Below are 19,174 nucleotides of genomic sequence, written 5' to 3'. Positions count from 1 at the left end.
GATGACCAGACCGGCCAGGGGACGGCTCGCCCGGTACGGCTTCGGCACCGCGCAGTCCGATGGCGGCTCCCGCGCGGCCGACCTGCTCGGCCCGGACGGCCTCGGACTGTGGCGGGTCGAGGAGCAGGAGCCGGTCGACGAGCCGGCCGCCGAGCTGCTGGCCGCGCTCTCCCGGGCCGCCGACCCGGACCTGGCCCTGCGCCAGCTGCACCGCCTGGTCGAGGCGGAGCGCCGGGCCGTCGACCCGCCCGCCCTGCTGGACGCGGTGCACGCCGACCCGGGGCTGCGCCGCCGGCTGGTCGCCGTGCTCGGCGCCTCGTCGGCGCTCGGCGACCACCTGGTCGCCAACCCGGAGCAGTGGACGGTGCTGGCCACCGCACCGGACGGGCTCGCCCCCACCGCCGACGGCCGGCTGGACCTCCCCGCCGCCGGGCGGCTGACCGCCGCCACCGCGCCGGTGGCGGTGCTGCGGCAGGCGTACCGGTTGGCGCTGCTGCGGATCGCGGCGGCCGACCTGACCGGTGGGCGCGGCCTGGAGCAGACCATGGCCGCGCTCTCCGCGCTGGCCGACGCGACCCTGGCGGCGGCGTACGAGATCGCCGTCGACGAGCTGCCCGCGGGCACTGCCCGGCCCCGGCTCGCGGTGGTGGCGATGGGCAAGTGCGGCGGCGACGAGCTGAACTACGTCTCCGACGTCGACGTGATCTTCGTGGCCGCCGACGACGCGGACCTCAGCGTCGCCACCACGGTCGCCGCCCGGCTGATCGGCGTCTGCGGGCTGGTCGCCTGGCCGGTGGACGCCGCGCTGCGCCCCGAGGGCAACCGGGGGCCGCTGGTGCGCACCCTCGCCAGCCATCTGGCCTACTACCAGCGCTGGGCCCGGACCTGGGAGTTCCAGGCCCTGCTCAAGGCCCGGCCGGCCGCCGGCGACCTGGCCCTGGCGCGGGAGTGGATCGAGGCGCTCGCCCCGCTGGTCTGGACCGCCGCCGAGCGGCCCGAGGCGGTCTCCGACGTCCGGTCCATGCGCCGCAAGATCATCGACAACATTCCGCCGAAGGAGCTGGAACGCGAGATCAAGCGCGGGCCGGGCGGGCTGCGCGACATCGAGTTCGCCGTCCAGCTGCTGCAACTGGTGCACGGCCGCGGCGACGAGTCGTTGCGGGCGCCGGGCACCATCCCGGCGCTGCGCGCGCTCGTCACCGGCGGCTACGTCGGCCGCGCCGACGGCGAGGCGCTGCTGCGCGGGTACCGCTTCCTGCGCGGGGTCGAGCACCGGCTCCAGCTCCAGGGCCTGCGCCGGACCCACACCGTGCCGACCGATCCGGCCGCGCTGCGCTGGCTCGCCGCCGCGCTCGGGTGCACCGCCACGCCGGGCCGCAGCGCCGTGGAGAGCTTCCGCGCCGAGTGGGTCGCCCACGCAACCGAGGTACGCCGGCTGCACGCCAAGCTGCTCTACCGGCCGCTGCTGGAGTCGGTGGCCCGGGTACCCGCCGACGGGCTGCGGCTCACCCCGGAGGCGGCCCGGCACCGGCTGGAGATCCTCGGCTTCGCCGATCCCGCCGGGGCGCTGCGCCACCTCCAGGCCCTCACCGGCGGGGTCAGCCGCACCGCCGCCATCCAGCGCACCCTGCTGCCGGTGCTGCTCAGCGAGTTCGCCGACGCCCCCGAGCCGGACCGCGGCCTGCTCAACTACCGCCAGGTCTCCGACAAGCTCGGCAGCACCCCCTGGTACCTGCGGCTGCTGCGGGACTCCGGGCCGGTGGCCCGCCGGCTGGCCCGGGTGCTCTCCTCCTCCCGGTACGCCGCCGACCTGCTGGCCCGGGAGCCCGAGGCGCTGCGCCTGCTGGCCGAGGAGAGCGAGCTGGCCCCGCGTACCCGGGAGGTGCTCTGCGACGGCTTCGCCGCCGCCGCGGGCCGGTACCCCGACCCGGAGCAGGCGATCCGGGCGGTACGCGCGCTGCGCCGGCGGGAGCTGGTCCGGATCGCCTGCGCCGACCTGCTCAGCCGGGCCGGCGGGCTCGCTCCGCGCCCGGAGCGGGGCTCGGAGGCCGCCGCGCCCCTGGCCGACGTCACCGGGGTCGGCACCGCGCTCTCCGACGTCACCGATGCCACCCTCACCGCCGCGCTGCGCACCGCGCGGGCCGCCAGGCCGGGGCCCCCCGGACTGCGGTTCGCCGTGATCGGCGTGGGCCGGCTCGGCGGGTACGAGTCGAACTACCTCTCCGACGCCGACGTGCTCTTCGTCCACGACTCGCCGGCCGGGGCGGACGAGCAGGCGGCCAGCGCCGCCGCCCACGGCATCGCCGAGGAGCTGCGCCGGTTGCTCGGCGTGCCCGCCCCCGACCCGCCGCTCGGCGTCGACGCCGACCTGCGCCCCGAGGGCCGGCAGGGGCCCCTGGTCCGTAGCCTCGCCGCATACGCGCAGTACTACGCCCGCTGGTCGAAGGTGTGGGAGGCGCAGGCGCTGCTGCGTGCGCGGTTCGTCTGCGGCGACGCCGACCTGGGTGCCGAGTTCGAGGCGCTGATCGACCCGGTCCGCTGGCCGGCCGACGGGCTGAGCCGCGAGCAGGTGGTGGAGATCCGCCGGATCAAGGCCCGGGTGGAGAACGAGCGGCTGCCCCGGGGCGCCGACCCGGCCACCCACACCAAACTGGGGCGGGGCGGCCTGGCCGACGTCGAGTGGGCGGTGCAGCTGCTCCAGCTCCGGCACGCCGGGGCGTACCCGCAACTGCGGGGCACCCGGACCCTCGACGCGCTGGCGGCGGCCCGGGACGCCGGCCTGGTCGACCCGGCGGACGCCGCCGGGATGGCCGCCGGCTGGACGCTCGCCGCGCAGGTCCGCAACGCGCTCATGCTGGTCCGTGGCCGCGCCGGCGACCAGCTGCCCCGGCACGGCGTGGAGCTGGCCGGGGTCGTCCGGCTGCTCGGCCGCGACGACCCCGGCGAGTTCCTCGACGAGTACCTGCGCACCGCCCGGCGGTCCCGGGCCGCCATGGAACGCGTCCTCGACGCCGGTGCCTGAGCACACCGACGTCGAGGAACAGCATTACCCGGAAATTGTGCGCAGATATTGGCGAGAATTGTTACTGCTCAATTGATCGTCCGGGTGTGCGCCGTTGAGAAAAGGTGGCGCGATCCGTCAGCAGTAGATCTGCGCGTAGCTGATGGAGTCGTTCCACTGGAGGCCCCAGAAGGTGCCGAGGTTGCTGATTTCCGTGCGCGGTCCCATCGTGATGGGCGAGTCGGAGCGGTCGCCGTTCTTGTAGAGCCGGTAGGCGCAGCTCGAGCGGTTCCGCACGGAGGTGGTCTTGTTGTCGGCGGTGGTGCCGACCAGGCTGGAGCTGCCGTTGAGCACGTCCATCAGGTTGAGGAACCCGGCGTCCCGGTAGAGGCAGAGAGCGCCGGTGGAGGGGCAGCTCAATGCCAGGTTGGTGTCGGTGGACGAGGTGGCCGCCTGGGCCGGCGAGCCGCTCAGCACGGCGGTGCCGACGAGGGTGAGGGCCGCCAGGGTACTGCCGATCCGTCGCATGATCTTCCTTCCTTGTGGGGGGCGCAGCGACGAGGGGTGGACCGCGCCAGGGTGTTGGCCCGGCGCGGCCAGCCTGCCCATAGCATCGACACAAGGCGATGCTGCGGGCGTAAAGGCTGCGACCGCCATGATGGATCGCATGGATGACAGCGACCCATCAGGAAGGCGATAAGCATTTACCCCCGTGTAACTGCTTGTCGTGATTGCCAACCTACGGGAGGCCGTATTTCAGTGTCAAGGACTTCGATGCTTTTCGTCACTGGCCCGTCACCGCTCGACGTGGTTACGGCATTGGCTTCCGCGCGCGGCTCACAGTCCACCCACTCCGCGCCGTCAGCGGCGCTGGACCAGCACCAGGTGGTCGACCAGAGTGGCCGGCCGCCCGTCCGGGTCGGTGACCTCGCGCCGGGGCGCGTCCAACCGCTCGGTCCGCCACCCGTCCGGGTCCAGGTCGAGTTCGGCCAGCGTCTCCTCCGGGGTGGGGAAGCGCACGTCCGGGTGGGCCAGTCGGGACCACGGCGGGACCTCGCCGTGCTCGACGATCAGCAGCCGGCCTCCGGGCGCCACCGCCCGCGCCGCCGCCCGGAGCACGTCGGCTCGGGGGAACTCCAGCGGCGACTGGAGGAACTGCGCGGAGACCAGGTCGAACACCCCCTCCGGGAAGGTGCGGGTCAGGTCGTGCCGCTGGAAGTCGATCCGGGCCGCCACCCCGGCCGTGGCGGCCTCGGCGGCCGCCCGGTCCAGGGCGGTGGTGGAGACGTCCACCGCGGTCACCCGCCAGCCCCGACCGGCCAGCCAGATCGCGTCGGCGCCCTCGCCGCAGCCGAGGTCCAGCGCGGTGCCCGCCGGCAGCGGGTCGACGACGTCGACCAGGTGCGGGTTGGCCCGCCCGCTCCAGATCCGCTCCCGCCGCTGGTAGAGCTCGTCCCAGTGCCGCGCCGTCTCGGCGTCCACCGCGTCCGCGCCGGTATCCGCTCTGGCCCCGGCCTCGGTGTCCGCGCCGGCGCGCAGCGCGGTGACCGCCCGGTCGGTCTCCTCGGCGATCAGGTCGGCGTTGAGCGCCGCGCCGGCCTTCATCCCCGCCGCCGCGGCGGCGATCACGGTGGCCTGCGGGTCGGTCACGTTGCCGGCCACCCAGACCCCCGGCACCGCGGTCGCCCCGCTGGCGTCGGCGGCGACGTGGTCGCCGAAGACGTGCCCGCCGACGACGAACTCGCTGGTCGTCAGGCCGAGCCCGGCCAGCAGGTCGGCCCGCGCGGCGAACCGGGGCCCGACCACCAGCGTCTGCCGGGCGACGAGTTCCCCGGAGCGCAGCCGTACGCCGGTGAGCCGGTCGTCGGTCACCTCCAGCCCCGTCACCTCGCCCTCGACCACCCGTACGCCCCGGGCGGCGAGCTGCTCGGCCTGCTCCGGGGCCAGCGGCGGGCCGGTGTGCGTGAACACCACCACGTCGTCGGTGAGCTGGCGGAACAGCAGCGCTTGGTGGGTGGTCATCGGCCCGGTGGCCAGCACGCCAACGGCCTGGTCCCGCACCTCCCAGCCGTGGCAGTACGGGCAGTGCAGCACGTCCCGGCCCCAGCGTTCGGCCAGCCCCGGGATCGCGGGCAGCTCGTCGACCAACCCCGTGGTGACCAGCAGCCGCCGCGCCCGCACCAGCTCTCCGTCGGCCAGTTCCACCTCGAACCGGGCCCGGTCGTGCCCCTCGACCCGGTGCGCCTTGGTGACCGTGCCGTCGACGACCTCGACGCCGTACCCGGCGACCTCGGCCCGGCCCGTCGCGTACAGCTCGGCGGGGGCGACGCCCTCGCTCGTGAGGTAGTTGTGCACGTGCCCGGCGGGGGCGTTGCGCGGCGCCCCGCCGTCGATCACCAGCACCGACCGGCGGGACCGGCCCAGGGTGAGCGCGCCGCTGAGCCCCGCCGCGCCGCCGCCGACCACCACCACGTCGTAGATCCGGTGCTCATGCATCCTCGTTCCCCCTCCGGGCGGGTCCGTCCCGCCCATGCCCCGGATCGTCCGCGCTACTTCCCGGACCGACAAGTATCGTTGCCGAGATGGCAAACGAACGGATGGCGGACGACACCGCGGCCCCGGACGAGGTGCTGACGGCGGTCGGGCCGCGCCTGCGGGCCCTGCGTCAGCAGCGCGCCGTGACGCTGGCCCAGCTCTCCGCCGCCACCGGCATCTCGGTGAGCACCCTGTCCCGGCTGGAGTCCGGTGGCCGCCGGCCCACCCTGGAGCTGCTGCTCCCGCTGGCCCGGTTCCACCGGGTACCGCTGGACGACCTGGTCGGCGCGCCGGAGACCGGGGACCCGCGGGTCCGGCTCCGGTCGGTGGTCCGCAACGGGGTCACCATCGTGCCGCTGACCCGCCGTCCCGGCGGGGTGCAGGCCTACAAGATGATCTACCCGCCCGGCGGGCGGCCGGGGGAGCCCGAGCAGCAGGTGCACGAGGGGTACGAGTGGCTCTACGTGCTCTCCGGGCGGTGCCGGCTGCTGCTCGGCAGCCACGAGCTGACCCTGGAGGCGGGGGAGGTCGCCGAGTTCGACACCCGTACGCCGCACTGGTTCGGCAACCCGTACGACAGCCCGCTGGAGATCCTCAGCCTCTTCGGGCCGCAGGGGGAGCGGCTGCACGTCCGCGCCCGCCCCTCCCCGGTACGCCGCGACCTCGGCTGACCGGCCTGGCCCGTCCCGGCCGGCCGTGCGGCCCTGTGGAGCTGATGACGCAGACGAGTCAGCGGGCTCTCCGCCCTACCTATTCGGTGCCATCGCTGTGAATCGTCTACGACATCAGCTCGAAAGGGCGTGGAGGAGGCACCTCGCAGCGCCCGTCCGCGCCGGCGGTCCGTCACCCGCTCAGGGTGTAGGTGCCGGCGCGCGGCACGGTGACCGTCGTCCAGTCCCCGTCCGCGGCGACGGTGGCGCCGCCGGAGGCGGTCAGCCAGCGGATGTGCCACACCCGGACCGGGACCGTGCCGGCGGCGGACGTGCGGAACGTCAGCGAGGCCCCGTCCTGCCCGACGAACTCGCCGGGAGCGCCCACGATCGGCGTCGGGTCGGCCACCGCGTAGAGCCGCCACCGCCCGTCCGACCAGACCTCCGTCAGGTACGGCAGGCCGGCGGAGACCAGCTCGGCCTCGGCCCGGCCGACCCAGGACAGCGGCGCGTCGGGCACCGCCACGTACTGCACGGCGAACTCGTCGAGCCAGGCCCGGTAGCTCTCGGCGGTCAGCGGCACGCCCGTGCCGGCGGCCCCCGGCACGGTGGTGAAGAAGAGCGGGTTGCGGGCGATGTCCGCCTGCCGCAGCCAGCCCCGGGCCAGCGGCACCTCGCCGAGCCGGGCCGCCTCCCAGTAGTTGCGGGTCGGCGGGACCTCCACCCGGCCGCTGAGCCCGCGCCGGGCCAGCTCGGCCCGCAGCGGCGCGAAGAACGACCGGGCGGCGGTCGGGTCGTCGACGCTGCGCAGGTCGGCGGCGACCACCGGCGGCTGCCACGCGCAGACCGCGGCCAGCAGCACGGCGAGCGCCACGCCACCGGCCACCCGGCCCCACCGGGCCCCCCCGCTCGCCAGCCGGGCGGTCAGCCAGCGGGGCGGCCGGGCGGCGGCGGCCAGCACCGGCAGCGCGAACATCACCGCCAGCCGGGTGGCGTTCAACCCGACCGGGGTGTGCACCAGTGCCGCCGCCAGCACTCCCGCCGCCGACAGCAGCGCCCCCACCCGCACCGGCCGGTACGCCACCAGCGCCGCCACCAGCAGACTGGTCAGCACCGCCCGCAACGTGTCGGTGCGGCTGATGTTCATCCAGCCGCCCTCGCCGAAGAGCAGCCCGGTCACCCCCAGCGGCAGCGCGGCGGCGACGCCGAGCAGCAGGCCGTCGGCGTACCGGCGGGTGAGCAGCAGTGCCGCGCCGGCCAGGCCGACGAAGAGGCCGGCGACGGGGCTGGTCGCCGAGGCCAGCAGCGCGCCCGCCGCGACCAGGACGGGGCGCGCCCAGCGGCGGCCCGGCGGGCCGTGCGTCGGCAGGGTCAGCGCCAGCAGCGCGGCCAGCCCGAACGCCACGCCGAGCGCGTAGGTCACCCGGCCGGAGACCAGGTTGCCGGTGATGGTGAGCACCCCGACCAGGCTGCCGAGCAGGGGACGGGGCACCGGCGTGCGCACCAGCAGCGCCGCGAACGCGGTGGCCGCCGCGACCAGGGCGAGGACGCCGATGACGCCCACCCCGAGGGTGGCCATCAGCGGCGGCGTGACCAGGCTGTAGCCGAGCGGGTGGATGCCGGCGTACCAGCGCAGGTCCACCAGGGCGGTGCCGTGCGCGGCGAAGAAGTCGGCCCGGGTGACCTGGGCGGAGAGGTCCGAACCCATCGGCGGCAGGGCCAGCCACACCGCGCCGGCCACGGCGGCGCAGCCGGCGGAGAGCCCCACCACCCTGCTGCGCCGCATGCCCACCTCCGGTCCGCGACCACCGTACTGGCAGCATGTCGGACGTGCCTCACCACCTCTCGCGCTGGATCGGCCTGGCCGGCTCGGCGCTGCTCGCCGTCGCCGCGTACCTCGGTGGCGCGCTGCCAGACTCCCCGCTGCGCCCCACCCCGGTCAGCATCTGGCAGGGCCGGCATGGGCCGCTGGTCATCGGCCTCTGGCTGGTCGGCACCGCGCTGATGGCGTGGGCCTGGTGGTCGCTGCGCGACCGGGTGCCGTCCGCCCGCTGGGCGCTGGTCACCGCCGGGCTCTGGCTGGTCCCGCTGCTGGTTGCGCCGCCGCTGGGCAGCCGGGACGTCTACGCGTACGCCTGCCAGGGCGCGAGCTACGCGGCCGGGATCAGTCCGTACGAGCAGGGCGTCTCCGCGCTGCCCTGCCCGTGGTTGGACACCATCTCGTACATCTGGCGGGACACCCCCGCGCCGTACGGGCCGCTGTTCGTCATGATCTCCGGCGCGATCGTCAAGGCCACCGGCTCGCTCACCGCCGCCGCCGCGCTGTTCCGGCTGCTGGCGCTGGCCGGGGTGGCGCTGACCGCCTGGTGCCTGCCGGTGGTGGCCCGCCGCTGCGGGGTTCCGGTGCCGCGGGCGCTCTGGCTGGCGCTGGCGTCCCCCCTGGTCGGCGTGCACCTGATCTCCGGCGCGCACAACGACGCGCTGATGGTCGGCCTGATGGTCGCCGGGCTGGCGGTGGTGGTCTCCCGGCCCGGTCGCCGCTGGGCGCTGCTTGCCGGGGGAGTGCTGCTCGGGCTCGCCGCCGCCGTGAAGATCACCGCGTTGGTGGTGGTGCCGTTCGCCGCGCTGGCCGCGATGGCCGGGCCGTACCGGATCCGGACGCTGATCCGTGACGGCGGCCCGGTGGTCGGCGGGGCGCTCGCCGCGACGGTCGCGGCGACCGTCGCGTCGGGCCTGGGCTTCGGCTGGATCAGCGGACTGGAGCAGGGGAGCCTGGTGATCGCCTGGACCTCGCCGTCCACCGCGGTCGGGCAGACCGTCGGGTACGTCGCGGCGCTCTTCGGCGCGCACGTCGACGCGCTGCCGGTGACCAGGGCGATCGGCGTGCTGGTGCTCGCCGTGCTGCTGGTGTGGCTGTGGTGGCGGGCCCGTACCCGGGACCCGCTCTGGCACGCCGGGCTGGCCCTGGCCGCCACGGTGGCCCTGTCCCCGCTCTTCCACCCCTGGTACTGGATCTGGCCGCTGACCGTGCTGGCCGCCACCGCCCGGCGTACCGGATGGTTCTCGCTGGTCGCGCTGGTGTCGTCGTTCCTGGTGCTGGCCGACGGCACCGGCCTGGCCCGGTTCACCAAGATGCCCGGTGCGCCGCTGATGACGCTGTTGGTGATCGTGGTGGCCGTCCGGTTGGTACGGTCGGCTCGGGCGGCCCGCCGGCCGGCCCCCGCCGCCTGAGGAGAGGTTGCCGGTGACCGAGCCCGGCCCGCCGACCATCGGCCAGGCCCGGCTCGCCCGGTACGCCGGCCTGCTTGGCGCGGTGCTGCTCACCGTCGCCGGGTGGCTGGGCGGGGCGCTGCCCGACATCCCGCCCGCCGGCCCCTGGCGCGCCGGAAACGCCCCGTGGGCGCTGGGCTGCTGGCTGCTCGGCACGGCGCTGCTGGTCGGGGCCTGGTGGTCGCTGCGCCGGGGCGCCCCGTCGACCCGGTGGGCGTACCTGACCGCCGGGCTGTGGCTGGTCCCGCTGCTGGCCGCGCCGCCGCTGGGCAGCCGGGACGTCTACTCGTACGCCTGCCAGGGCTGGGCGTACGCCGCCGGCCACGACCCGTACGACATCGGGGTGGCGGCGGCCGGCTGCCCCTGGGTGGAGTCGGTCGCGCCGATCTGGCGGGACACTCCCGCGCCGTACGGCCCGTTCTTCGTGCTGCTCGCCGCGCTGGCCGTGACCCTCGGCGGCGGCCTGGTCGGCACCGTCGTGCTGCTGCGGCTCGTCGCGCTGGCCGGGGTGCTGCTGGCCGCGCTCTGCCTGCCCGGGCTGGCCCGGGCCGCCGGGGTGCCCACCGCCCGGGCGGCCTGGCTGGCGCTGGCCTGCCCGCTGGTCGGGGTGCACCTGGTGGCCGGGGCGCACAACGACGCGGTGATGCTCGGGCTGCTCCTGCTCGGCCTGCTGGTGCTGGTCCGGCTGCCCGGCAAGCCGACGGCGCTGCTGGCCGCCGGGGTGCTGCTCGGCCTGGCGGTGACGGTGAAGGCCACCGCCGTGGTGGTGCTGCCGTTCGCGGCCCTCGCGGCGGTGCTCGGCCGGTACACCCCGCGCGCGCTGCTCCGGGACGGGGGCTGGCTGGCCGGCGGCGTGCTGGCCGCGCTGGCCGCCACCTCGGCGCTGTCCGGGCTCGGCCTGGGCTGGCTCGCCGGCCTGGCCCGCAGCGGCGACACCGAGCAGTGGACCTCCCCGCCCACCGCCGTGGGCGTCGTCGTGGACTACCTCGGCGAGTGGGCCGGGCGGGAGCCGGGCGCGGTGCCGGTCACCCGGGCGGCGGCGCTGGTGCTGCTCGCGGTGCTGCTGGTGGTGCTCTGGTGGCGGGCCTGGTCGGCGCTGCGCGCCCTCAACGACGTCCGGCAGCGGGTGCGCCGGCTGGCGGCGGCCCGCCCCCGGGTGACCCTGCACGCCGCCGGCGTCGCGCTGGCCGCCACGGTGGTGCTCGCCCCGGTCTTCCACCCCTGGTACGCGACCTGGCCGCTGCTGCTGCTCGCCGTGTCGGCGACCCGGACCGGGTGGTTCGTGCTGCCCGCCGCGGTGGCCACCTTCCTGGCCCTGCCGGACGGCACGTCCCTGGCCCGGTACACCAAGGCGCCCGGCGCGATCGCCATGACCGTGCTGGTGGTGGCGCTCGCGGCACGGGCCTGGCGCGCGTGGCGCCGGGGCCGCCCCGCCCCACCCGCCGCCCAACCCTGACCGTCACGCCCGTTCGCGGCGTGTCGCGGTGTCCGCGTCGTCGACACACCCCGACACGCCGCAAACCGGGCCGATCAAGGGGCCGTACGACGGAACGGGCCGGCTCCGCGAACGCGGAGCCGGCCCGGGCCGGTGTCGACGACTGCTCAGCAGTCGAAGTACATGGCGAACTCGTGCGGGGTCGGGCGCAGACGCACCGGGTCGACCTCGTTGGCGCGCTTCCAGCCGACCCAGGTGGAGATCAGGTCGGGGGTGAAGACGCCGCCGTCGAGCAGGTAGTCGTGGTCGGCCTCGAGGGCGTCGAGCACCTCGGGCAGCGAGCCCGGCACCTGCTTGACGTCGCCCCACTCCTCCGGCGGCAGGTCGTACAGGTCCTTGTCGATCGGCGCCGGCGGCTCGATCTTGTTCTTGATGCCGTCCAGGCCGGCCATCATCATCGCCGAGAAGGCGAGATACGGGTTGCTGGACGGGTCCGGCACCCGGAACTCGACCCGCTTGGCCTTCGGGTTGCTGCCGGTGACCGGGATGCGGGTGCAGGCGGAGCGGTTGCGCTGCGAGTAGACCAGGTTGACCGGCGCCTCGAAGCCCGGCACCAGCCGGCGGTACGAGTTGACCGTCGGGTTGGTGAAGGCCAGCAGCGACGGGGCGTGGTGCAGCAGACCGCCGATGTACCAGCGGGCCGTGTCCGACAGGCCGGCGTAGCCGGTCTCGTCGTAGAACAGCGGCTCGCCGTTGAGCCAGAGGCTCTGGTGGGTGTGCATGCCGGAGCCGTTGTCGCCGAAGAGCGGCTTCGGCATGAAGGTGGCGGTCTTGCCGGCGGCCCAGGCCTCGTTCTTCACGAGGTACTTGAAGAGCTGGAGCTGGTCACCGGCGTGCAGCAGGGTGGAGAACTTGTAGTTGATCTCCGACTGGCCGGCGGTGCCCACCTCGTGGTGCGACCGCTCGACGGTGAAGCCGCCGTCGACCAGGCGACGCACGATCCGGTCCCGCAGGTCGGCGTAGTGGTCCACCGGGGGCACCGGGAAGTAGCCGCCCTTGTACGCGGTCTTGTAGCCGCGGTTGCCGCCCTCCTCCTCCCGGCCGGAGTTCCACGCGCCCTCGATCGAGTCGATGTAGTAGAACGACTGGTGGGCGGAGGTCTCGTGGCGGATCGAGTCGAAGATGTAGAACTCCGCCTCGGCGCCGAAGTACGCCGTGTCGGCGATGCCGCTCGCCGCCAGGAACGCCTCGGCCTTCTTCGCCACGTTGCGCGGGTCCCGGGAGTACGCCTCGCGGGTGAACGGGTCGTGGATGAAGAAGTTCAGCGCGAGGGTCTTCTGCGCGCGGAACGGGTCGATGAAGGCGGTCGCGACGTCCGGGAGCAGGAGCATGTCCGACTCGTGGATCGCCTGGAAGCCGCGGATCGACGAGCCGTCGAACGCGAGGCCGTCGGTGAAGACGCTGTCGTCGAAGGACTCGACCGGGATGTTGAAGTGCTGCATCACGCCGGGCAGGTCACAGAAACGTACGTCGACGAACTTCACGTCCTCGTTCTTGAGGTATCGCAGGAGTTCCTCGGGATTGGCAAACACACGTCCTCCTGGCACGTCCACTCCGGTGGCTGGGCACTGACGACGCTATGGCCGTGCGGTTGCCCGGCCGTGTCTCCTCTGTTTCCGCCGTGTTACGTCGCTCGCGGAGCGTCATCGGCGCCGCTCAGCCCTCGGCGGGTCACCGTTCGGACGATACCCGCTGGGAGGGTGTATGGCTAATTGATGCGGTTGGCCCGATTCTGCGATACGTGCCGATCCGGCCTCCGCCGCCCACCCCGACCGCCGTCGGCGGGGCGCTGACTACCCTTGACCGTCGTGACCAACCCGCACGCCGCGGCACCGGTGCCGCCCGCCGCCGACCCCTCCTTCACCCCGCCGAGCCTCGGCCGCCGGTTCGGTGCCCTGGTGATCGACTGGGTACTCTGCCTGCTGGTCGCCCGCGGCTTCGCCGACCCGGTCCGCGACGGCTGGGCCCCACCGCTGGTGCTGATCCTGGAGTACGGCTTCTTCCTCGGCCTCTTCGCGCAGACCCCCGGCATGTACGTCACGAAGGTGCGCTGCCTCGGCTGGGCCGACGGCGGCCGGATCGGACTGCTCCGGGCGCTGCTGCGGGGCCTGCTGCTCGCCCTGCTGGTGCCCGCGCTGATCATGGACGAGCACCGGCGCGGCCTGCACGACCGGCTCACCGGCTCGGTGATCGCCGACGCGCCCCGCCCCACCCGCCCCTGACGCGCCTCGGCCGTTTCTGAGGGACATGATCGACTCCATGTCGCCGACATGGGCCTGTCTCGGTCGTCCGGATCCCGCCGTATCGGCGGAACGGAGTGGATCACCGCCTCGGGCGGCACGAAAGAGCCGGGCCCCTCGGGGGCCCGGCTCTTCGCGTACGTCTGGGGGTCAGCGGCCCCGCGTCTGGCGGAACGCGCGCGGCGGCCGCATGTTCTTCGGGATCGCGCCCTTGGGCATCTGCGGGCGGGCGGTGAGCGCCTTGAGCCGCTTGTCCAAGGCGTTGACGTCCTTGCCCTGGAGGTTGCGCGGCAGCCGCATCAGGGTCATCCGCAGCTTGCGGATCGGCAGCTCGCCCTCCCCCTGGCCGATCACGTAGTCGTAGAGCGGCGCCGAGCCGATCACCTTGGCCAGCCGACGCTTCTCCTGGCCGAGCAGGCCGCGCACCCGCTGCGGGTTCCCCTCGGCCAGCAGGATCACGCCGGGGCGGCCGATCACCAGGTGGACCATGTCCATCTGGGTGGTGGAGCTGACCGCCGGGGTGACCCGCCAGTCGCCGCGCATGCTCTCCATGATCTGCGCCGCCGCGCCGGGCTGCCCCTCGGCCGCGTTCATCATCGCCTTGTTGGACCGCAGGTTGAGCACGATCAGCACGGCGAGCAGGGTGATCAGGATGCCCAGCGGCAGCCAGAGCCAGCCCCAGAGGATCACCGCGACCACGGTGAGCGCGAGCGGGATCAGCACCGCCGCAGCGGTCAGCGGCGCGAACCACCTGTCCTGCTTGGCGGTGAACTGGAACACCATCCCGATCTGCTTCAGCCGCTGGCCGAACGAGACCTTCTCCTGGGGCTTTGCCATGCCCCAGAGTCTAGTGGTCCCCGCCGGCGCAGATGATCCGCGGCCGGCTGAGTACCTTACGCCGCCTCAGCCGGCGTTTCCGGCCCCGGTAAGGAGGGCGCCCGGCCGAAGATCAGGCGGCGCACCCATGCCCCGGGGGCACCTTCGCGCGGAAAGTCGACATCAGCGAACGACGACCCCGAAGGAGCCCGACATGTTCGGCAACGACGCAGACTTCCTCCTCTCCATCCACCGCAGCCACGCCGCCGAGCTCCAGGCCGACGCCGAGGCGGCCCGGCTCGCCCGGTCCCTGCCGCGCCGGCACGGCCGTAGCTGGCTGAGCCGCCGCGGCCGCCCGGGCCGCACCGACGCCGCCCGCCGGTGACGACCGTGGCCACCGCCGCTGCGGCGGCGACCACCGGCCCCACCGGCCCCACCGGGGTGGCGGTCCCGGACCGCCCGGTCGGTGGGGCCGGTGCCGGTGGCGCGCGTGGCATGCTCGGTGCCGTGACCGTACGCGCCGCCAGCACCGTCCTCGTCGGCCGCCAGGGCGAGGTCGGGTCGCTGCGCACCGCCCTGGCCCGCGCCCGGGCCGGGGAACCCACCACCGTCCTCGTCGGCGGCGAGGCCGGCGTCGGCAAGACCCGGCTGCTGGAGGAGTTCGGCGCGCTGGCCGGCGCCGCCGGCGCCCGGCTGCTGGTCGGCCAGTGCCTGGAGCTGGGCGAGGCCGGCCTGCCCTTCGCGCCGTTCGCCGCCGCGCTGCGCGAGGTGCTGCGCCGCGACGGTCCCGGCGTCTTCGACGGGTACGAGCCGGAGTTCGCCCGCCTGCTGCCCGAGCTGGGCCGGGGACCCGCCGCCGTCGCCGCGCCGGCCGGGCCGGCCCTCTCCGACGCCCCCCGGGGCTACCTGTTCGACCTGGTCGGGGAGCTGTTCCACCGGCTCGCCGCCGACCAGCCGCTGGTGCTGGTCATCGAGGACCTGCACTGGGCCGACCGGTCCACCCGCGACCTGATCGGCTTCCTGGTCCGGGCCGCCCGCACCGCCCGGCTGCTGCTGATCTGCACGTACCGCACCGACGAGCTGCACCGGGGCCACCCGCTGCGGCCGTTCCTGGCCGAGCTGGACCGGGCCCGCAGCGTCGAGCGGATCGAGCTGAGCCGCCTCGACCGGGACGGCACCGCCGCGATCCTCGCCGACATCCTCGGCACCGAGCCGGCCGCCCGGGCCGTCGACGACGTCCACGAACGTACCCAGGGCAACCCGTTCTTCATCGAGGAGCTGGCCGCCGCCGGCGACCCGGTCGGCTGCGCCACCCTGCCGGAGACCCTGCGCGACCTGCTGCTGGCCCGGGTCGACCGGCTCCCCGACGCCGCGCAGCGGGTGCTGCGTATCGCCGCCGCCGGCGGCACCCGCTTCGCGCACCAGCTCCTCGCCGAGGTCGCCGGCCTGCCCGAGCCCGAGCTGGAGGACGCGCTGCGCGCCGCCGTCGCCGCCCAACTGGTCGTCGCCGACCCCGACGGCGACTACGAGTTCCGGCACGCCCTGGTCCGCGAGGCCGTCCATGACGAGCTGCTGCCCGGCGAGCACGCCCGGCTGCACGCCCGGTACGCCGCCGCCATCGAGGCGCAGCCGCACCTGGTCGCCGCCGGCCGCGCCCCGGCCGAGCTGGCCCACCACTGGTACGCCGCCCACGACCACCCCCGCGCCCTGGTCACCGCCCGCGCGGCGGCCTGCGCCGCCGCCGACCGGTACGCGTACGCGGAGCAGAGCCGGCTGCTGGAACGGGTGCTTGAGCTGTGGGAGCTGGTGCCCGACGCCGCCGACCGGCTCGGCATGGACCACCTGGCGGTGCTGGAGGAGACCCTGGACGCCGCCACCACGGCCGGCGACTACAGCCGCGCGCTCACCCTCACCCGGGCCGCGCTGGCCGAGGTGGACGCCGACGCGGCGCCGCTGCGCGCCGCCCGGCTGCTGGACCAACGGGGACGGCTGCTCGCCCTGCTCGGCAAGAGCGACGGCAGCGCCGAGCTGCGCGAGGCGTACCGGCTGGCGGGCGGGGTGCCGGACGGACCGGACCGGGTCCGACTGCTCGCCGACATCGCCGCGCACCTGGTGAAGATCGATCCGCAGCTGGCCGCGGCCGTCGCCGCCGAGGCGCGCACGGTCGCCGAGGCGGTCGGTGAGGACCTCGCCCTGCTGCCCACCCGGATCGCCATGCTCTGCCGCACCGACCAGGCCCCCGACCTCGGCCTGGCCGAGCTGCGCCGGGCCGAGGCGCTGGCCCGGGCCGCCGGCAACGCGCCGGCGCTGGTGAGCGCGCTGGTCCACCTCTCCGACGTGCTCTTCGAGCTGGGCCGGTACGCCGAGTCCGCCGAGGCGGCCGCCGCCGGGGTGAGCGAGGCGCGGCGGGTCGGCATCAGCCGCTCCACCGGGGCGTACCTGCTGTCCAACCAGGCCGAGGCGCTGCTCGCCCTGGGCCGCTGGGACGAGGCCGACGCGGCCTGCGCCGACGCGGCCCGGATCGACCCGCCCGGCGTCTCCGGCCTGCACTGGCTCCAGCTGCGCGCCGGGCTGCGGCTGGCCCGGGCCCACCCCGCCGCCGACGAGCTGGTCGGCCGCGCGCTGGGCTTCCTCGCCCGGCCGTACCTGTGGCCCAACCACCGGCTGCCCCTGCACGAGCTGCGGATCGAGGCGGCGCTGGCGGCCGACGACAAGGTCGAGGCGGTCCGGGCGGCCCGCGCCGCGCTGGCCGACGACCGCCTGCCGCACCTGCCCCGGGAGGGGTGGCCGGTGCTCAGCGCCGCCGCCCGCACCGCCGCCCGGGTCGAGGACCGGGAGCTGGCCGCGGCGGTCACCGCGCTCGCCGCCGAGCTGCCCGTCCGGCAGCCCGCCGAGCAGGCCCACGCGGCCCAGGTCGCCGCGCTGCTGACGCCAGGCGGTCGCGCGCTGCCCGCCTGGCGTACGGCGGTGCAGGCGTGGCGGGCCGACGGCCAGCCGTACCCGCTGGGCCGGGCCCTGCTGGCGCTGGCCGAGGCGGCCGCGTCGGCGGGGGAGCGGGACGAGGTCGCCGAGGCGGTGGCGGAGGCCGCCGGGATCGCCCAGCGGTTGGGCGCGAGCCCGCTGGCCGAGCAGGCCGCCACCCTGGCTCGCCGGGTCGGCCTGCGCGGGGCGAGCCGGGGCCGCCCCGGCGCGGACCTGCTCACCTCCCGGGAACAGGAGGTGCTGCGGCTGGTCGCCGAGGGGCACAGCAACAGCCGGATCGCCGAGCAGCTGTTCATCTCGCCGAAGACCGCGAGCGTGCACGTCTCGCGGATCATCGCCAAGCTGGACGTCACCAACCGGGTCGAGGCCGCCGCCCTAGCCCACCGCCTCAACCTCCTCGACCCCCCGCGCTAACCCGTCCCCCTCGCCCCGACGGCCACCCCGCAGGGGCGCGCACTTTCAGAGAAAGCGTGGCTATTCCCGGCCACGAGGCCACGCTTTCTCTGAAAGTGCGCGGCGGAGGACGCTGGGCCGGCGGGTCAGGGGTGGGGGAGCCAGATGCGCCAGCCGTCCACCGTGACCGCCTGCCGGGCGGGGGGCGGGGAGCGGTCGAGGCTTCGGGCGAGGGGGGAGCCGACCGGGGCGACGTAGGCCGGGGCCGGTGACTCGCGGACCGCGCGGGGGTAGGCGGGCAGCCGGTCGAGGCCGGGGCGCAGCGTCTCGTCGACCACCGCGCAGACGATCCCCTCGCCGGTGTCGTAGGTGAGCCGGTTGCAGGTCCAGTACTCGCCGTACACGTGCCGGACGCCCCGCTCGCGCAGCGCCTCGACCAGCGCGCGGTGCCGCTGCGCCTCCGCCCGGTTCGCCGGGACCGTGGCCAGCGCGCCGGCGGTGGCGACCGTGGCGGTGGCGAGCAGGGCGATCAGCGTGCCGACGGCCGCGAACCGCGGGAGGTCGACCGGACCGCGTCGCCGCGCCACGGTCCACAGCGGCCAGAGCAGCGCCGGGAGCGAAATGGCCAGGCAGGACAGGTAGCGGGAGCTTTCCACCGGGGTCCGCCCGGCGGCGCTGCTGACCGTGTACGCCGCCAGCGTGCCCACCGCCCCGGCCAGCAGCGCGAGCCGTACCGCCGCGCCGGCCCGCACCGCCCGAGCGCCGTCGGCCCGCACCGCCCGACCGCCGTCGGCGCGCACCGTCCGCCAGGCCGACACCCCGGCCAGCACCAGCAGCACCGGTAGGGCGAGCGCCCACCAGAGCTGCCAGGTCGCGCAGTGCCCCGGGGAGCAGAGGCCCATGCCCAGCGCCGGCCCGAGCACCAGCCCGCCGTGCAGCCGGTCCGCCCAGCTCGCCGCCGCGTCCCCGCCCCCGGCCGTGACGGCCGCGGCGAGCGGGTTGTGGCCGTGCGCCAGGCCGTACCCGAGCAGTGGCGCCGCCCCCACCAGCGCGGCCCCGGCCAGCAGGACGCCGCCGCGCCCGCGCAGGTCCCGCCCGGTGATCGTGACGAGCACCGCCCCGAGCGCCAGCACGTACGGCAGCAGCAGCGGGTCGACCCAGACGGTCAACCCGGCGAGGAAGCCGAACCCGGCGAGGCGCCACCGGCGTCCCGCCGGCCGGCCGGTGACCAGGTCGAGGGTCAGCAGGGCCAGGCCCGCCCCGATCGGGTTCAGCTCGGGATAGCCGCCCCCGGCGATGAGCTGGTTCTTGACGATCCGGTCCGCGCCCAGCGCCAGCAGCCCGACCACCAGCAGCGCGAACCAGCGGTCCCCGCCGAGGCGGCGGGTCAGCCGCCAGCTCAGCAGCAGGAAGAGCGCGTACAGGGCGAGCAGCGGCAGCCGCAGCGCGAGCACCGAGGGCCCGGCCAGCGCCACCAGCGGCGCCGCCAGGTACGCCTCCAGCGCACCCATGTACGCCTGCCCGTAGAAGAAGACCGGGAAGTCCTCGCCCCGGGCGATGTGCAGCGCGGCGAGCCCCATGGTCGCCTCGTCGCTGTTGGCGCGCGGAGTGTCCCCGAGCAGCAACGCGAGCCGGTACCCCACCCCGGCCAGGCCGACCAGCAGGGCGAGCACCACCGGCGCGGGCCACCGGGGCGCGCGCGGGCGAATGGCGTCGCGCGCCGCCTGGCGTACCCCGGTGGTCATGCCTGCGATCATGGCATCCGGACCGGGGCCGGCGGCCGGTGACGCGG

12 protein-coding genes and 2 pseudogenes are annotated in these 19,174 nt (G+C 75.5%); 7 read left to right on the top strand and 7 right to left on the bottom strand.

Translation table 11 applies throughout. The features are described from left to right. The first annotated feature begins 1 nt into the window (after window position 1). Window positions 2-3,022: a bifunctional [glutamine synthetase] adenylyltransferase/[glutamine synthetase]-adenylyl-L-tyrosine phosphorylase gene (locus tag ACTWM8_RS22575; RefSeq protein ID WP_446210773.1), complete on the top strand. Its 3,021-nt coding sequence runs from the start codon at window positions 2-4 to the stop codon at window positions 3,020-3,022. 117 nt (window positions 3,023-3,139) lie between these two features. Here the strand turns inward: ACTWM8_RS22575 and ACTWM8_RS22570 are convergent, their stop codons facing one another. From ACTWM8_RS22570 to ACTWM8_RS22560, 3 genes and pseudogenes are all read right to left on the bottom strand, one after another. Further along, window positions 3,140-3,529, bottom strand: a complete 390-nt coding sequence (locus tag ACTWM8_RS22570) for a peptidase inhibitor family I36 protein (protein WP_446210772.1) — start codon at window positions 3,527-3,529, stop codon at window positions 3,140-3,142. Between the two features lie 333 nt (window positions 3,530-3,862). Further along, window positions 3,863-4,408 (bottom strand): annotated as a pseudogene (locus tag ACTWM8_RS22565) (SAM-dependent methyltransferase); the annotation flags it as partial. 96 nt (window positions 4,409-4,504) lie between these two features. Continuing rightward, window positions 4,505-5,497: pseudogene (locus tag ACTWM8_RS22560) on the bottom strand (NAD(P)/FAD-dependent oxidoreductase); the annotation flags it as partial. Window positions 5,498-5,583: 86 nt separating this feature from the next. Between ACTWM8_RS22560 and ACTWM8_RS22555 the strand changes: the two are divergent. Further along, complete coding sequence (locus ACTWM8_RS22555) at window positions 5,584-6,207, top strand: helix-turn-helix domain-containing protein (protein ID WP_446210771.1); 624 nt, start codon at window positions 5,584-5,586, stop codon at window positions 6,205-6,207. Between the two features lie 172 nt (window positions 6,208-6,379). Here the strand turns inward: ACTWM8_RS22555 and ACTWM8_RS22550 are convergent, their stop codons facing one another. Further along, window positions 6,380-7,972 (bottom strand): hypothetical protein, encoded by a 1,593-nt coding sequence (locus ACTWM8_RS22550; protein WP_446210770.1) that lies wholly within the window; start codon window positions 7,970-7,972, stop codon window positions 6,380-6,382. A 35-nt stretch (window positions 7,973-8,007) separates the two neighbouring features. On the opposite strand from ACTWM8_RS22550, the gene mptB (ACTWM8_RS22545) reads away from it, so the two are divergent. Then, window positions 8,008-9,417: a polyprenol phosphomannose-dependent alpha 1,6 mannosyltransferase MptB gene (gene mptB / locus ACTWM8_RS22545; RefSeq protein WP_446210769.1), complete on the top strand. Its 1,410-nt coding sequence runs from the start codon at window positions 8,008-8,010 to the stop codon at window positions 9,415-9,417. A 13-nt stretch (window positions 9,418-9,430) separates the two neighbouring features. Next, window positions 9,431-10,912, top strand: coding sequence for a polyprenol phosphomannose-dependent alpha 1,6 mannosyltransferase MptB (gene mptB, locus ACTWM8_RS22540; RefSeq protein WP_446210768.1), 1,482 nt, complete (start codon window positions 9,431-9,433; stop codon window positions 10,910-10,912). Between the two features lie 146 nt (window positions 10,913-11,058). Here mptB (ACTWM8_RS22540) and glnA read toward each other — a convergent pair whose 3' ends face one another. Further along, the gene (glnA, locus tag ACTWM8_RS22535) at window positions 11,059-12,483 is read right to left on the bottom strand and encodes a type I glutamate--ammonia ligase (protein ID WP_357913549.1); all 1,425 of its coding nucleotides are present in this window, start codon (window positions 12,481-12,483) and stop codon (window positions 11,059-11,061) included. Between the two features lie 276 nt (window positions 12,484-12,759). Between glnA and ACTWM8_RS22530 the strand changes: the two genes are divergently transcribed. Continuing rightward, a complete protein-coding gene (locus ACTWM8_RS22530; RefSeq protein WP_446210767.1) occupies window positions 12,760-13,173 on the top strand; it encodes an RDD family protein in 414 nt (137 codons plus the stop codon). Between the two features lie 168 nt (window positions 13,174-13,341). Here ACTWM8_RS22530 and ACTWM8_RS22525 read toward each other — a convergent pair whose 3' ends face one another. Further along, entirely contained in the window at window positions 13,342-14,028 is a 687-nt protein-coding gene (locus tag ACTWM8_RS22525) for a DUF4191 domain-containing protein (RefSeq protein WP_446210766.1), read from the bottom strand. Window positions 14,029-14,221: 193 nt separating this feature from the next. Here ACTWM8_RS22525 and ACTWM8_RS22520 point away from each other — a divergent pair, with 193 nt between their 5' ends. Beyond that, window positions 14,222-14,392, top strand: a complete 171-nt coding sequence (locus ACTWM8_RS22520) for a hypothetical protein (RefSeq protein WP_446210765.1) — start codon at window positions 14,222-14,224, stop codon at window positions 14,390-14,392. 5 nt (window positions 14,393-14,397) lie between these two features. Further along, the gene (locus ACTWM8_RS22515) at window positions 14,398-17,403 is read left to right on the top strand and encodes a helix-turn-helix transcriptional regulator (RefSeq protein ID WP_446210764.1); all 3,006 of its coding nucleotides are present in this window, start codon (window positions 14,398-14,400) and stop codon (window positions 17,401-17,403) included. 125 nt (window positions 17,404-17,528) lie between these two features. Here ACTWM8_RS22515 and ACTWM8_RS22510 read toward each other — a convergent pair whose 3' ends face one another. Further along, window positions 17,529-19,127, bottom strand: a complete 1,599-nt coding sequence (locus tag ACTWM8_RS22510; protein ID WP_446210763.1) for a hypothetical protein — start codon at window positions 19,125-19,127, stop codon at window positions 17,529-17,531. Window positions 19,128-19,174 lie beyond the last annotated feature (47 nt).

It is taken from the genome of Micromonospora sp. IBSANI012 (assembly GCF_052814045.1).
The sequence above is the reverse complement of the archived record's forward strand: the minus strand, read 5'-3'. Positions and strand labels throughout refer to the sequence as shown.

Coding starts and splice junctions, on each gene's coding strand:
- ACTWM8_RS22510 (WP_446210763.1), bottom strand. CDS start 19,127: ATGACCACCGGGGTACGCCAGGCGGCGCGCGACGCCATTCGCCCGCGC.
- mptB (WP_446210769.1), top strand. CDS start 8,008: ATGTCGGACGTGCCTCACCACCTCTCGCGCTGGATCGGCCTGGCCGGC.
- ACTWM8_RS22555 (WP_446210771.1), top strand. CDS start 5,584: ATGGCAAACGAACGGATGGCGGACGACACCGCGGCCCCGGACGAGGTG.
- ACTWM8_RS22575 (WP_446210773.1), top strand. CDS start 2: ATGACCAGACCGGCCAGGGGACGGCTCGCCCGGTACGGCTTCGGCACC.
- ACTWM8_RS22570 (WP_446210772.1), bottom strand. CDS start 3,529: ATGCGACGGATCGGCAGTACCCTGGCGGCCCTCACCCTCGTCGGCACC.
- ACTWM8_RS22550 (WP_446210770.1), bottom strand. CDS start 7,972: ATGCGGCGCAGCAGGGTGGTGGGGCTCTCCGCCGGCTGCGCCGCCGTG.
- ACTWM8_RS22520 (WP_446210765.1), top strand. CDS start 14,222: ATGTTCGGCAACGACGCAGACTTCCTCCTCTCCATCCACCGCAGCCAC.
- ACTWM8_RS22525 (WP_446210766.1), bottom strand. CDS start 14,028: ATGGCAAAGCCCCAGGAGAAGGTCTCGTTCGGCCAGCGGCTGAAGCAG.